This window comes from Burkholderia sp. lig30 (assembly GCF_000687455.2).
In the GTDB taxonomy this organism is placed as follows: domain Bacteria; phylum Pseudomonadota; class Gammaproteobacteria; order Burkholderiales; family Burkholderiaceae; genus Burkholderia.
This window is the reverse complement of record NZ_JGVW01000085.1, coordinates 97,145-112,059: the sequence shown is the minus strand read 5'-3', so window position 1 is coordinate 112,059 and position 14,915 is coordinate 97,145. Positions and strand designations below refer to the sequence as shown.

Annotated in this window: 12 protein-coding genes; all 12 read left to right on the top strand. The window is 69.6% G+C overall.

Features of this window, described 5'->3' with window-relative positions:
- The first annotated feature begins 4 nt into the window (after positions 1 to 4).
- The 12 genes from LIG30_RS15895 to LIG30_RS15835 all read left to right on the top strand — a co-directional run bounded on the left by LIG30_RS15895 (position 5) and on the right by LIG30_RS15835 (position 14,837).
- Positions 5 to 1,033: an alpha/beta hydrolase family protein gene (locus tag LIG30_RS15895; RefSeq protein ID WP_038713575.1), complete on the top strand. Its 1,029-nt coding sequence runs from the start codon at positions 5 to 7 to the stop codon at positions 1,031 to 1,033.
- Positions 1,034 to 1,198: 165 nt separating this feature from the next.
- Positions 1,199 to 1,954 (top strand): 4'-phosphopantetheinyl transferase family protein, encoded by a 756-nt coding sequence (locus LIG30_RS15890; protein ID WP_038713557.1) that lies wholly within the window; start codon positions 1,199 to 1,201, stop codon positions 1,952 to 1,954.
- 304 nt (positions 1,955 to 2,258) lie between these two features.
- Positions 2,259 to 3,782, top strand: coding sequence for a histidine ammonia-lyase (gene hutH, locus LIG30_RS15885; RefSeq protein ID WP_038713556.1), 1,524 nt, complete (start codon positions 2,259 to 2,261; stop codon positions 3,780 to 3,782).
- Positions 3,783 to 3,786: 4 nt separating this feature from the next.
- Complete coding sequence (gene hutC / locus LIG30_RS15880; RefSeq protein WP_038713555.1) at positions 3,787 to 4,482, top strand: histidine utilization repressor; 696 nt, start codon at positions 3,787 to 3,789, stop codon at positions 4,480 to 4,482.
- A 39-nt stretch (positions 4,483 to 4,521) separates the two neighbouring features.
- Positions 4,522 to 6,210, top strand: coding sequence for a urocanate hydratase (gene hutU, locus LIG30_RS15875; RefSeq protein ID WP_038713554.1), 1,689 nt, complete (start codon positions 4,522 to 4,524; stop codon positions 6,208 to 6,210).
- A 3-nt stretch (positions 6,211 to 6,213) separates the two neighbouring features.
- Positions 6,214 to 6,852, top strand: a complete 639-nt coding sequence (locus LIG30_RS15870) for a HutD/Ves family protein (RefSeq protein WP_038713553.1) — start codon at positions 6,214 to 6,216, stop codon at positions 6,850 to 6,852.
- Between the two features lie 4 nt (positions 6,853 to 6,856).
- Positions 6,857 to 8,080, top strand: a complete 1,224-nt coding sequence (gene hutI / locus LIG30_RS15865; RefSeq protein ID WP_038713552.1) for an imidazolonepropionase — start codon at positions 6,857 to 6,859, stop codon at positions 8,078 to 8,080.
- A gap of 11 nt (positions 8,081 to 8,091) precedes the next feature.
- Complete coding sequence (locus LIG30_RS15860) at positions 8,092 to 9,468, top strand: formimidoylglutamate deiminase (RefSeq protein ID WP_038713551.1); 1,377 nt, start codon at positions 8,092 to 8,094, stop codon at positions 9,466 to 9,468.
- A 62-nt stretch (positions 9,469 to 9,530) separates the two neighbouring features.
- Entirely contained in the window at positions 9,531 to 10,328 is a 798-nt protein-coding gene (hutG, locus tag LIG30_RS15855) for an N-formylglutamate deformylase (RefSeq protein WP_038713550.1), read from the top strand.
- A gap of 847 nt (positions 10,329 to 11,175) precedes the next feature.
- A complete protein-coding gene (locus LIG30_RS15845; RefSeq protein WP_051995049.1) occupies positions 11,176 to 11,943 on the top strand; it encodes a gamma-glutamyl-gamma-aminobutyrate hydrolase family protein in 768 nt (255 codons plus the stop codon).
- Positions 11,944 to 11,955: 12 nt separating this feature from the next.
- Positions 11,956 to 13,290, top strand: coding sequence for a glutamine synthetase family protein (locus tag LIG30_RS15840; protein ID WP_038713548.1), 1,335 nt, complete (start codon positions 11,956 to 11,958; stop codon positions 13,288 to 13,290).
- Between the two features lie 35 nt (positions 13,291 to 13,325).
- Positions 13,326 to 14,837 (top strand): aspartate aminotransferase family protein, encoded by a 1,512-nt coding sequence (locus tag LIG30_RS15835; RefSeq protein WP_235510315.1) that lies wholly within the window; start codon positions 13,326 to 13,328, stop codon positions 14,835 to 14,837.
- Positions 14,838 to 14,915: the final 78 nt, after the last annotated feature.

Sequence of the window (14,915 nt, the reverse complement as noted above, 5' to 3'; positions counted from 1 at the left end):
CACGATGACGCTTTCGAACAACCCTGCAGGCGCGGCGCGCGACGGCCGCGCGGCGGACACACTGCCGCCGGAACCGGTGACGCTGCACGCGGCCGATGGCTACGCATTGCGCGGTTACGTCTGGCGGCACCGCGGCGGCGCGGCCGGACGGCCGCTCACGGTTGTCAACAGCGCGACCGCGGTGCGCTGCGACTACTATTTCCGGTTCGCCGCGTGGCTGTTCGCGCAGGGGCGCGATGTGCTCGTCTACGACTATCGCGGCATCGGCGGCTCGCGCCCCGCGCGGCTCGGGGCGCTGCGCGCGAACTGGCTCGACTGGGGGCGGCTCGATTGCGAGGCGGCATTGCAGTACGCGCGTGACGCGTTCGCCGGCCAGCCGGTCGACGTGGTCGCGCACAGCATCGGCGGCTTCGCGCTCGGGCTCGCGCCGTCGAACGTGCACGTGCGGCGTGTGCTGACGGTGGGCGCGCAGTACGCGTACTGGCGCGACTACCTGCCGGCCGAACGCCGGCGGATGTGGTGGAAGTGGCACGTCGCGATGCCGGCGCTCGCCGCGATGTGCGGCTATGTGCCCGCGAAGCGGTTCGGCTGGATGGAAGATACGCCGCGCGGCGTCGCGCTGTCGTGGGCGCGTTCGCAGCCGCGCTTCGAGGACAGCTACGCGCGGGCGCCGATCGGCGAGAGCGCGGCGAGCCGCGCCGCGTTGCCGGCACGCTTCGCGGCGCTGCGCGCGCCGATGCTCGCAATCGGCCTCGACGACGACGCGTTCGGCACCGTCGCGGCGATGGAGCGGCTGATCGGCTACTACACCGGCGCCGACGTCACGCATCTGCGCATTGCGCCGCGCCACATCGGCGCGGATGCGATCGGGCATTTCGCGTTCTTCCACAGCCGCTTTGCCGACACGCTCTGGACCGTCGCGCTGCACTGGCTGCAGCACGGCGCGCTGCCGGCCGACGCACCGGGCATCGTCCACGCGCGTCATGCTGCGGCCCGGCAGCCGGGCGCAGGCGGTCTCGCGGCCGCCGGCTGATTCGGCTGATTCGGCTGACACGGCTGACACGGCAGACACGGCAGACACGGCAGACACGGCAGACACGGCAGACACGGCAGACACGGCAGACACGGCGTCACGCCATGCGCGACGCCGGCGATCGATTACCATCGGGCGTTCGTCACATCGCGCGCGCATTCACCGATGCCATTCCTGTCCCTTGCCGATTCGTTCAACGACGCGGACCGCGCGTACCGCGCGCACGCGCTCGTCGTGCCCGATGCGGCTCGCGAGGCGGGCGTGCACGTCGTGCGTATCGACTTCGACGCGAACGTGCCGCTCGACGCCCCCGCATTCTCGGCGCTGAGCGACGCCGAGCGCGCGCGGGCGAGCCGCTTCCTGCGGGTTCAGGATGCGCGGCGCAGCGCAACGACGCGCGCCGCATTGCGCGATGCGCTCGGCGCGCAGCTCGGCATCGCGCCGCAGGCGCTGCGCCTTTGTATGGACGAGGCGGGGCGCCCGGCGCTCGCTCCCGCGCATCGCTCGACGCTCGATTTCAACGTGTCGCACGCGGGCGATCATGCGCTGATCGCATGGTCGGCCACATGCCGGGTCGGCGTCGACATCGAGCAGTGCGCCCGCGCGCTCGACTGGTGCGCGTTGAGCCGCGAAGTCTGCGCGGCTGACGAGGCCGCGTATCTCGGCGGGCTGCCCGGCGATCAGGGCGCGCGCGCATTCATGCAGGTCTGGACGGCCAAGGAAGCGCTGCTCAAGGCGCTCGGCACCGGCATCGCCGGTGGACTTGCCGCATTCGCCGTCGTGCCGGCGTGCGATCCCGGCACGCCGGCGGTGCGGGTCGTCGATCCGGCCGCGGCGTCGGCAGGTGTGGCCGCATTCGATGCGGCTTGGCTCGACGCGGTGTCCGGCTACGCCGCGTGTGTCGCGTGGGCGCGCGGCTGACGGAAATCCGCGAGCGCGGCGCGCACGAGGAGCCCTGACCGCACCGGCACGGCCGGGCACGCCTGCGTCAAGGGCGGCACCGCGATCCGCCCGCCGGTTGCTCAAACACGCAACCACGCACTAAACCACGTACGACGCCATGCACGACGCCATGCACGACGCCGGACGGCGTCGCATGTCGCCCGCCGGCCGATTCCGGGCATCAGGGAAACTCCCGAGCCGAAATCAGTGAAAACAAGTTGTCTATACAAGCCGGGGTGACTACACTTCATCCATTCCGAACTTGTATAGACAGGATGCCCACATGATTACGCTTACCCCCGGCCATTTGACCCTTCCGCAACTGCGCCAGATCGCACGCGAGTCCGTGCAGATCGCGCTCGACCCGGCGAGCTTCGCGAAGATCGACGCAGGCGCGAAGGCCGTCGCCGACATCGCCGCGAAGGGCGAGCCGGCCTACGGCATCAACACCGGCTTCGGCCGTCTCGCCAGCACCCACATTCCGCACGACCAGCTCGAGCTGCTGCAGAAGAACCTGGTGCTGTCGCACGCGGTCGGTGTCGGCGAGCCGATGGCGCGCTCGTCGGTGCGCCTGCTGATCGCGCTGAAGCTGTCGAGCCTCGGCCGCGGCCACTCGGGCATCCGCCGCGAAGTGATGGACGCGCTCGTCAAGCTGTTCAACGCCGACGTGCTGCCGCTGATCCCGGTGAAGGGCTCGGTCGGCGCATCGGGCGACCTCGCGCCGCTCGCGCACATGTCGGCCACGCTGCTCGGCGTCGGCGAAGTGTTCATCCGCGGCGAGCGCGCGAGCGCGGTCGACGGCCTGCGCGTCGCGGGCCTCGCGCCGATGACGCTGCAGGCGAAGGAAGGCCTCGCGCTGCTGAACGGCACGCAGGCGTCAACGGCGCTCGCGCTCGACAACATGTTCGCGATCGAGGATCTGTACCGCACCGCGCTCGTCGCGGGCGCGCTGTCGGTGGATGCGGCGGCCGGCTCGGTGAAGCCGTTCGACGCGCGCATCCACGAACTGCGCGGCCACCAGGGCCAGATGGATGCGGCGGAGGCGTACCGCGCGCTGCTCGAAGGCTCGGCGATCAACCTGTCGCACCGTGACTGCGGCAAGGTGCAGGACCCGTACAGCCTGCGCTGCCAGCCGCAGGTGATGGGCGCGTGCCTGGACCAGATGCGCCACGCGGCCGGCGTGCTGCTCGTCGAGGCGAATGCCGTGTCGGACAACCCGCTGATTTTCCCGGACACCGGCGAAGTGCTGTCGGGCGGCAACTTCCACGCGGAGCCGGTCGCGTTCGCGGCCGACAACCTCGCGCTCGCCGCAGCGGAAATCGGCGCACTGGCCGAACGCCGCATCGCACTCCTGATCGACGCGACGCTGTCGGGCCTGCCGCCGTTCCTCGTCAAGGATGGCGGCGTGAACTCGGGCTTCATGATCGCGCACGTGACGGCCGCCGCGCTCGCGTCGGAGAACAAGACGCTCGCGCACCCGGCATCGGTCGATTCGCTGCCGACCTCGGCGAACCAGGAAGACCACGTGTCGATGGCGACCTTCGCCGCGCGCAAGCTCGCCGACATCGCCGACAACACGAAGCACATCCTCGCAATCGAGCTGCTCGCCGCGGCCCAGGGCGTCGACCTGCGCGCGCCGCATCACACGAGCCCGAAGCTCGCGGAAGTGATGCAGACGGTCCGCGACAAGGTCGCGCACTACGCGCTCGACCACTACTTCGCGCCGGACATCGCGGTGATCGCGAAACTGGTCGGCGAGCGTGCGTTCGCGCAGCACAGCCCGTTCTCGTTCGTGTCGGAACAGTAAGCCGATGAGCGCACCGGTCTACCAGGAGATCAAGGATTTCATCCTGGCGCGCATTCATGCCGGCGAGTGGGCGGAGGGCGATCAGGTGCCGTCCGAGAACGAGCTGGCGCGCGAGTTCAAGGTCGCGCGCATGACCGTCAACCGCGCGCTGCGCGAGTTGACGGCCGAGCAGGTGCTCACGCGCGTGCAGGGCGCGGGCACCTTCGTCGCGCGGCCGAAATACGAGTCGACGCTGGTCGCGATCCGCAGCATTTCCGAGGAAGTGTCGGCACGCGGCCACCGGCATCAGGCGCGCGTGCTCGGCCTGTCGACGATCCGCGCCGACGAGGCGCTCGCCGACGAGATGCAGGTGGCTGTGCGCGCCCGGCTGTTCCACTCGCAGGTGCTGCATTTCGAGAACGACGAGCCGGTGCAGCTCGAGGAGCGGTGGGTGAATCCGGCGGTCGCGCCGGATTACGCCGAGCAGGATTTCACGAACACGACGCCGAACCAGTACCTGATGCGCGCGGCCCCGCTGCAGCGCGTCGAGTACCGGATCGAAGCGGCCGCGCCCGCGTCCGGCATGCGCGAGCAGCTGTGGATGGACGACGTCGAGCCGTGTCTGGTTTTACATCGGCGCACCTGGTCGCAGGGCGTCGTCGCCTCGGTGGCGAATCTGTGGCATCCCGGCAGCCGTTATCGCTTCACCGGGCATTTCTGAATCCGTATTGAACTTCACTTTCCTTCGGGAGCCGTCGTCATGAACCATCCGAAACACATCGATCCCCGTCTCGATCCGACGCGCACGATCCACGCGCCGCGCGGCAGCGAGAAGACCTGCAAGACCTGGCTCGCCGAGGCGGCGTACCGGATGATCCAGAACAACCTGGACCCGGAAGTCGCGGAGCATCCGCACGCGCTCGTCGTGTACGGCGGCATCGGCCGCGCGGCGCGCAACTGGGAATGCTACGACCAGATCCTCGCGTCGCTGAAGGACCTGAACGAGGACGAGACGCTGCTGGTGCAGTCGGGCAAGCCGGTCGGCGTGTTCCGCACGCACAAGGATGCGCCGCGCGTGCTGATCGCGAACTCGAACCTGGTGCCGCACTGGGCGACCTGGGACCACTTCCACGAGCTCGACCGCAAGGGCCTGATGATGTACGGCCAGATGACGGCCGGCAGCTGGATCTACATCGGCAGCCAGGGCATCGTGCAGGGCACCTACGAGACCTTCTTCTCGGTCGCGAACCAGCACTTCAACGGCGATCCGTCGGGCCGCTGGATCCTGACGGGCGGTCTCGGCGGCATGGGCGGCGCGCAGCCGCTGGCGGCGACGATGGCCGGCTTCTCGATGATCGCGGTCGAGTGCGACGAGTCGCGCATCGACTTCCGCCTGAAGACCCGCTACGTCGACAAGAAGGCGACGACGCTCGACGAAGCGCTCGCGATGATCGAAGACGCGAAGCGCGCCGGCCAGCCGGTGTCGGTCGGCCTGCTTGGCAACGCGGCCGACGTGTTCGCGGAAATCGTCGCGCGCGGCATCACGCCGGACTGCGTGACCGACCAGACGAGCGCACACGACCCGATCAACGGCTACCTGCCGCAGGGCTGGACCGTCGCGCAATGGCGCGAAGCGCAGAAGGTCGATCCGCAGAGCATCGTGAAGCCCGCGAAGCAGGCGATGGCGGTGCAGGTGCGCGCGATGCTGGCGCTGCAGGAGCGCGGCGCGGCGACGCTCGACTACGGCAACAACATCCGCCAGATGGCGCTCGAGATGGGTGTCGAGAACGCGTTCGACTTCCCGGGCTTCGTGCCGGCGTACATCCGTCCGCTGTTCTGCGAAGGCAAGGGGCCGTTCCGCTGGGTCGCGCTGTCCGGCGATCCGGAGGACATCTACAAGACCGACCAGAAGGTCAAGGAACTGATCCCGGACGATCCGCACCTGCACAACTGGCTCGACATGGCGCGCGAGCGCATCGCGTTCCAGGGCCTGCCGGCGCGCATCTGCTGGGTCGGCGTGAAGGATCGCTATCGCCTGGGCCAGGCGTTCAACGAGATGGTGAAGAACGGCGAGCTGAAGGCGCCGATCGTGATCGGTCGCGATCACCTCGACACCGGCTCGGTCGCGAGCCCGAACCGCGAGACCGAAGCGATGAAGGACGGCTCGGACGCGGTCAGCGACTGGCCGCTGCTCAACGCGCTGCTGAACACCGCGGGCGGCGCGTCGTGGGTGTCGCTGCACCACGGCGGCGGCGTCGGCATGGGCTTCTCGCAGCACTCGGGCGTCGTGATCGTCGCCGACGGCACCGCTGAAGCGCACGAGCGCCTTGGCCGCGTGCTGTTCAACGATCCGGCCACCGGCGTGATGCGTCACGCGGATGCCGGCTACGAACTCGCGCAGCAGACGGCCCGCGAAGCCGGCCTGAAGCTGCCGATGCTCGGTCGCTGAGCGATGGCCGCGCAGCTCACCGGCGGCGTGCGTGCGACGCTGATTCGCGCGGCCGAGCTCGTCGCGTCGCCGTGGAAGAACGGCGGCGGCGTGACGCGCGAGATCGCCGCATGCGTGCCGGCGGCGCACGCCGCGGGGCATCCGCCGGGCGCCGCGCTCGACGCGTTCGCGTGGCGGGTGAGCGTCGCCGACGTCGCGCAGCCCGGCCCGTTCTCGCGCTTCGACGGCATCGACCGCACGCTGGTGCTGCTGTCGGGCGCGGGCATGACGCTGGCCGATGCAGGCGGCGCGCGCCACGAGCTCGACACGCCGCTCGCGCGTGCGGATTTCGCCGGCGAAGCGGCGATCGACGCGACGCTGCATGACGGCCCGACGCGCGACTTCAACCTGATGACGCGCCGCGGCGCCGCGCGCGGCGCGCTGGCCGTGTGGCGCGCCGGCACGCATCGCGTCGCGCGTGCCGACACGGTGCTGCTGTTTTGCGCGGCGGGCGCCGTGCGGGTCTCGCTCGACGGCGAGCCGTTCGCGCTGGAATCCATGGACACGCTGCGGCTCGACGGGCCGCAGCGTGCGTTTGACGTCGCGGTGAGCGGCGACGGCGCGCTGCTCGCCGTGTCGCTCGACGCCGCCGATACGAATTGAGCGCATGAAACCGACTGTTTGGCATCACCTGAGGCTGTGTCCGCACGGCCATCCCGACGAGACGATCGACGATGCGGCGATCGCGGTCGACGAATCCGGCGTCATCGTCTGGCTCGGCGCGTTCAGCGCGCTGCCGAATGGCTATGCGCACTGGGCGCGGGAAGACCTGAACGGCGCGTGGGTGACGCCGGGGCTCGTCGATTGCCATACGCACCTCGTCTACGGCGGCACGCGCGCGGACGAATTCGCGCAGCGCCTCGCCGGCGTCAGCTACGAGGAGATCGCGCGGCAGGGCGGCGGCATCGTGTCGACGGTGCGTGCGACGCGCGACGCCGACGAGGCGACGCTGTTCGCGCAGGCCGCGGCGCGATTGCAGCCGCTGCTGGCCGAAGGCGTGTGCGCGATCGAGATCAAGTCGGGCTACGGCCTGGATCTCGCGAGCGAGCGCAAGATGCTGCGCGTCGCGCGGCAGCTCGGCGAGCGGTTTCCGGTGACGGTCTACACGACCTTCCTCGGCGCCCATGCGCTGCCGCCCGAATACGCGGGCCGCGCCGACGCCTACATCGACGACGTGTGCGAGCGGATGCTGCCCGCGCTGGCCGACGAGGGGCTCGTCGACGCGGTCGACGTGTTCTGCGAGCGGATCGGCTTCTCGCTCGCGCAGAGCGCGCGCGTGTTCGACGCGGCGGCGCGCCGTGGGCTGCCGGTCAAGATGCACGCGGAGCAGCTGTCGAACGCAGGCGGCACGGCGCTGGCCGCGCGCCATCGCGCGCTGTCCGCGGATCACCTCGAATTTCTCGACGAAGCCGGCGTGGAAGCGATGAAGGCGGCCGGCACGGTCGCCGTGCTGCTGCCCGGCGCCTATTACTTCATTCGCGAAACGCAGTTGCCGCCGCTCGACCTGTTGCGCCGGCACCAGGTGCCGGTCGCGCTCGCGACCGATCACAATCCGGGCACGTCGCCGCTGGCGTCGCTGCTGCTGACGATGAATCTCGGCTGCACGCTGTTCCGCATGACGGTGCCGGAAGTGCTGCAGGGCGTGACGCGCCACGCGGCGGCCGCGCTCGGGCGCGGCGACCGGCACGGCGCGCTCGCGGCGGGGCGGCGGGCCGATTTCGCCGTCTGGCCGGTCGCGTCGCTCGCGGAGCTGGCGTACTGGATCGGCCGGCCGCTGTGCGAGCGGGTCGTGCGCGGCGGCGAGACAGTGTTTCGCCGCGTTAACGGATGACAGGACTGACCATGACCGATTCGATGCTGTTCGCGGCGCACGCATATCTGCCTGACGGCTGGCGCCGCAATGTGCTGTTGCGCTGGAATGCGTCCGGCGCGCTCGACGAAGTGACGCCCGACACCGAGCCGCCCCCGGGCGTGGCGCGCGCGGCGGGCCCCGTGCTGCCCGGCATGCCGAACCTGCATTCGCACGCGTTCCAGCGCGCGATGGCGGGGCTCACCGAATACCGTGCGAATCCGTCCGACAGCTTCTGGAGCTGGCGCGACCTGATGTACCGCTTCGCGCTGAAGATCACGCCCGATGCGCTCGCGGCGATCGCGCGCTGGCTGTACGTCGAGATGCTGAAGTGCGGCTACACGTCGGTGTGCGAATTCCATTATGTGCATCACGCGCCGGACGGCTCGCGCTATCCGCAGATCGCCGAGCTCGCGGCGCGCGTGGTCGGCGCGGCGCGCGAGGCCGGCATCGGCATCACGATGCTGCCGGTGTCGTACCAGTTCGCGGGCTTCGGCAACAAGCCGCCGCGCGACGATCAGCGCCGCTTCATCAACACGCCCGACGGCCTGCTCGAACTGCTCGACGCGCTCCGTCGCACCGCGCCCGAGCATGGCGGCCTGCGCTACGGCGTCGCGCCGCATTCGTTGCGCGCGGTGTCGGCGTCCGGCTTGCGTGCGCTGCTCGACGGCGTGCCCGCCGACGCGCCCGTGCATATCCACATCGCCGAACAGACTGCCGAGGTCGACGACTGCGTGCGCGCCTACGGTGCGCGGCCGGTGCAGTGGCTGCTCGACGGCTTCGACGTCGATGCGCGCTGGTGCCTCGTGCATGCGACCCATCTCGACGCTGCCGAGACGGCGGCGCTCGCGAAGCGCGGCGCGGTGGCGGGGCTGTGCCCGACGACGGAAGCGAATCTTGGCGACGGCCTGTTTCCGGCCGTCGACTATCTCGCGCAGGGCGGCATGATCGGCATCGGCTCGGACAGCCATGCGACGGTCGACTGGCGCGCGGAACTGCGCCTGCTCGAATACGGGCAGCGGCTCGCGCATCGCGCACGCAACGTGCTGGCGAGCGGCACGCAGGCGTGCGTTGCGGACCGCCTGTTCGACGCGTCACTCGCGGGCGGCGCCGGCGCGTGCGGACGGCCGGTCGGTGCACTCGCCGCCGGCTGCCGCGCCGACTGGCTCGTGCTCGACCCGGACCATCCGGCGATCGCCGAGCACGACAGCGCGGCGTGGCTGTCGGGCGCGGTGTTCGCCGAGCATGGCGAGACGCCGGTGCTCGACGTCTACACGGGCGGCGAGTGCGTCGTGAGCGGGCGCCGCCATCGCGACGAGGCGGTCGCGTATGCCGGGTATCGCGCGGCGCTCGCCCAGCTGCTGCGCTGACGCGCACGGCAACCCGGCGCGCGCCGACGGGCGCGTGCCGTCTGACCGATACGGTGAACAACATGACTGACCAACCGGCTGTCTTCACGCTGCGGCAGGGCACGCTGCCGCTGCTGATTTCGATTCCCCACGCGGGCACGTTCATTCCCGACGACATCGCGGCGACGATGACGCCCGACGCGCGCTTCGTCGACGATTGCGACTGGCATCTCGAACGCCTGTACGCGTTTGCCGTCGCGCTGGGCGCGTCGGTGCTCGTGCCGTCGCATGCGCGCTACGTCGTCGACCTGAACCGGCCGCCCGACGACGAGAACCTGTATCCGGGGCAGGACACCACCGGCCTCGTGCCGCTCGACACGTTCGACAAGGCGGCGCTCTATCCGGCGGGTGGCGCGCCCGACGCCGCCGAGATCGCGCGGCGGCGCGAGCGCTACTGGCGGCCGTATCACGACGCGTTGCAACACGAGCTCGCGCGCCTGAAGCGCGAGCACGGCCGCGCGCTGCTGTGGGAGGCGCATTCGATCCGCTCGCACGTGCCGCGCTTTTTCGACGGACGGCTACCCGATTTCAACTTCGGCACGTCGAGCGGCGCGTCGGCGGCGCCGGGCCTCGCGGAAGCGCTCGCCGAACGCGTGCGCGCGGACGGGGTCTACACGGCGGTTGCGAACGGGCGCTTCAAGGGCGGCTACATCACGCGCCATTACGGCGTCCCCGACACGGGCGTGCAGGCGGTGCAGCTCGAACTTGCGCAGATCACCTACATGGACGAGACGCGTCCGTATGCGTACGACGACGCGAAGGCCGTACAGGTCGCGCGTCTGCTCGAAACGCTCGTCACGACCGCGCTCTCGCATCGTTGATCGCCAGCAAGCGCGCTGCCGGGCGCCGCGCACCCCCGCGGGAAACACCGGCGCCGGCAGCGGCTCGCGTCGCGCCTGGCGCGGGACGGCTCAGGAAGGCTCAGGTCGGCGGGCGCCGACGCTCATTGTTCCGATGGTTTCCGTTCCCGGCAGGTGCGGGGTAAGCACTGACTTCGATGCACAGGATTTGACGCAATTTTTAGGTGATATAAGCTGAATGTCAGCAAGTCGTCACGTGACGCGTGGCGGCGTTTGATTGCGCGCCTGCCCGGCATCCCACGCCGGACGCGGTCGCGGCGGCTTGCCGACGTGTCGTTTTGCGGCATGAGCCGCATCCTGCTTCACCGCGACACGTTCGATTCGTCAAACCCATCAGTCGAGTACGATCGTGAAAGCCGCAAGCCCTTCGATACGCCGGACGCGAAGTCCGTCGGCGGGCGCGCCGCGTCGTGCCGGTTCCGTCCGGCACGATGGCCGAGATGCGCGGTCCGTCCGCCCAAGCCAGCCTCGTCTCGTCGTCATGTCCCGTCGCGGCCTGCGCCGCTTCAACCTCGTGGCCGCACGCGCGTTCAGCGCGCTCCAGTGCGACGGCAGCGCGTCGTTGTTGCCCTAGCTCCATTCGTTCCGTCGATTCCTGGCCGCACGATCTCCCGCAGCGTGATGCATGCGGCGGGCCGTCGCGCGTTCACGCGATGCGCGCGCGGCGCCGCCGGTCGCATGTGTGGCCGCGCGCCCGCATGTGTGCGGTGACGACGCCACCGGGCACGACGCCCCCGCGCGGCCCCTTTGCCGCCGAGGCACGACCGTGATTCCGCATCCTGTCGTTGCCGTGACCGCCGACTGCGCGATGCACGGCGGGCATCCGGCTCACGTGGCCGGCGAGAAGTATCTCGCCGCGCTCGTCGACGGCGCGGGCGTGCTCGCGTTCGTGTTGCCCGCGCTCGGTGCGCGCCAGCGCGTCGATGCGATTCTGTCCACGGTCGACGGGCTGCTGTTCACCGGCAGCCATTCGAACATCGAGCCGCATCGCTACGGCGGGCCGGCGAGCGTGCCCGGCACGCTGCACGATCCGGCGCGCGACGCGACCGCGCTGCCGCTGATGCGCGCGGCGATCGACGCCGGCGTGCCGGTGCTGGCGATCTGCCGCGGCATGCAGGAGATGAACGTCGTGTACGGCGGCACGCTGCACCAGCGGCTGCATGCGACCGCGGGCTTCGGGGGCCACCGCGAAGCGCCGTCCGATCCGCTCGAGCGGCAATACGGGCCCGCGCACGTCGTGCGTTTCACGCCGGGCGGCCTGCTGCAGCGAATTGCGCGCGGCGCGCGCGAGGCCACCGTCAATTCGCTGCACGACCAGGGGATCGCCCGGCTCGGCGCGGGACTCGCCGTCGAGGCGACTGCGCCCGACGGGCTCATTGAAGCGGTCAGCGTGCCGGGCGCGCGGGCCTTCGCGCTCGCGGTGCAGTGGCATCCCGAATGGCGGTTCGCCGACGCGCCGCTGTCGCGCGACATCTTTGCGGCATTCGGCGCGGCGTGCCGCGCGCGGATGACCGAACGGGCGCATGCGGCGCGCTCGGGCGCAACGGCGCCGCCGGCCGCGCACGACGTCGATTGAACGAGGCACATCATGCAAGCGATAGACGATTTCCTCAGGCAGCATCACATCACCGAAGTCGAGGCGATCATTCCCGACATGGCCGGGATCGCGCGCGGCAAGATCATTCCGCGCAACAAGTTCGAGTCTGGCGAATCGATGCGGCTGCCGCAGGCGGTGATGGTGCAGACCGTGACCGGCGACTATCCGGAGGACGGCACGCTGACCGGCGTGACCGATCCCGACATGGTGTGCGTGCCCGATCCGGAGACGATCTGCCTGATTCCGTGGGCCGTCGATCCGACCGCGCAGGTGATCCACGATTGCGTGCACTTCGACGGCTCGCCGGTCGAGATCTCGCCGCGCTACGTGCTGCGCCGCGTGCTCGACCTGTACAAGGCGAAGGGCTGGAAGCCGGTGGTCGCGCCGGAGCTGGAGTTCTACCTGGTCGACATGAACAAGGACCCCGACCTGCCGCTGCGTCCGCCCGTCGGCCGTACGGGGCGCGCGGAGACTGGCCGCCAGTCGTACTCGATCGAGGCGGTCAACGAGTTCGATTCGCTGTTCGAGGATATCTACGAATACTGCGAAATGCAGGGGCTCGACATCGAGACGCTGATTCACGAAGTCGGCGCCGCGCAGATGGAGATCAATTTCCTGCACGGCGACCCGCTGTCGCTGGCGGATCAGGTGTTCCTGTTCAAGCGCACGGTGCGCGAGGCGGCGCTGCGCCACAACATGTACGCGACCTTCATGGCCAAGCCGATGGAGGGCGAGCCCGGCTCCGCGATGCACATCCACCAGAGCCTCGCGGACCCGGACACCGGGCGCAACCTGTTCATCGACGCGAGCGGCGAGGTGTCGCCGCTGTTTCGCAGCTATCTCGCGGGCCTGCAGAAATACACGCCCGCACTGATGCCGATCTTCGCGCCGTACATCAATTCGTATCGCCGGCTGTCGCGCTTCATGGCCGCGCCGATCAACGTGCAGTGGGGCTACGACAACCGCACGGTGGGCTTTCGCATTCCGCAGTCGAGCCCTGTTGCGCGGCGCATCGAGAACCGGATTCCGGGCGTCGACTGCAATCCGTACCTCGTGCTGGCGGGCACGCTCGCGGCCGGCTATCTCGGCATCACGCAGCGGCTCGAGCCGACCGAGCCGCTCGCGTCGGACGGCTACGACCTGCCATATCAACTGCCGCGCAACCTCGAGGAGGGGCTCACGCTGATGGCGGCCTGCACGCCGCTTGCCGAGATTCTCGGCGACAAGTTCGTGAAGGCGTATCTCGCGCTGAAGGAAACCGAATATGAGGCGTTCTTCCGCGTGATCAGTTCGTGGGAGCGGCGGCATCTGCTGCTGCACGTGTGACGCGCGATGCCGGCCGCGGCCGCGAGGAGGGCAACATGATCGATCGATTGGCAGCGATGCCGGATGCGGGCGCGAGCGGCGCCGGGGCATCGTCGTCCGGTGCTTCGTCATCCGGTGCGGCATCATCCGGCACAGTGTCATCTAGCGTGGCGTCATCCGGCGCGGCGTCGCCGACCGCGCCACGCACGACCGCGCAGTATCGCGCGCTCGATGCCGCACATCACATCCACCCGTTCTCCGACATGGGCGCGCTCAACCGCGCGGGCAGCCGCGTGATCGTCAGGGCGCACGGCGTCTACCTGTGGGACTCGGATGGCAACCGCATCATCGACGGGATGGCGGGGCTCTGGTGCGTGAACGTCGGCTACGGCCGAAAGGAACTCGCCGACGCCGCATACCGGCAGATGCTGGAACTGCCGTACTACAACACATTCTTCAAGACGACCCACCCGCCGGTGATCGAGCTGTCGGCGCTGCTCGCGGAACTGACGCCGGCCGGCTTCAGCCACTTTTTCTATTGCAACAGCGGCTCGGAAGGTAACGACACGGCGCTGCGCGTCGTCCATCAATACTGGCGCACGCAAGGCAAGCCGTCGAAGAAGTATGTGATCTCGCGCACGAACGGCTATCACGGCTCGACGATCGCGGGCGCGACGCTCGGCGGCATGGGCTACATGCACGAGCAGATGCCGTCGAAGGTCGAGCACATCGTGCACATCGACCAGCCGTATTTCTTCGGCGAAGCCGAACCGGGGATGACGCCCGAGGCGTTCGGCCTCGCGCGCGCGCGGCAGCTCGAAGCGAAGATCCTCGAACTTGGCGCGGAGAACGTCGCCGCGTTCTTCGGCGAGCCGTTCCAGGGCGCGGGCGGCGTGATCTTCCCGCCGTCGACCTACTGGCCTGAGATCCAGCGCATCTGCCGCAAGTACGACATCCTGCTCGTGGCCGACGAGGTGATCGGCGGCTTCGGGCGCACCGGCGAATGGTTTGCGCACCAGCAGTTCGGCTTCGAGCCGGATCTGCTGACACTCGCCAAGGGGCTGACCTCCGGCTACGTGCCGATGGGCGCGGTGGCGCTGCACGACCGGATCGCGCACGCGCTGATCGATCACGGCGAATTCAATCACGGGATGACGTATTCGGGGCATCCGGTGGCCGCGGCCGTGGCCATCGCGAACCTGAGGGTGCTGCGCGACGGCGGCGTGGTCGCGCGCGTGAAGCGCGACATCGGGCCGTATTTCCAGCGGCGGCTGCGCGAAGCGCTGGACGGGCATCCGATCGTCGGCGAGATCGGCGGCGTGGGGTTGGTGGCCGGGATTCAGCTGGCGCGCGATCCGGCGCGGCGCGTGCGCTTCGACAACGGCGGCGAGGTCGGGACGATCTGCCGCGACTTCTGCTTCGACGGTCATCTGATCATGCGCGCGACCGGTGACCGGATGCTGCTGTCGCCGCCGCTCGTGATCACCGAGGAGGAGGTCGACGAGTTGGTCGGGAAGGCGAAGCGGGCGATCGATGCGACGGCGGGGCGGGTGTTGGTCGGCATCTGATTGCGTTCGACCGGAGGTCGTGCGATTGCCGCGTTGCAATGTGCGTTCCGGTGAGAGGACACAATTCGAAACAGTTTT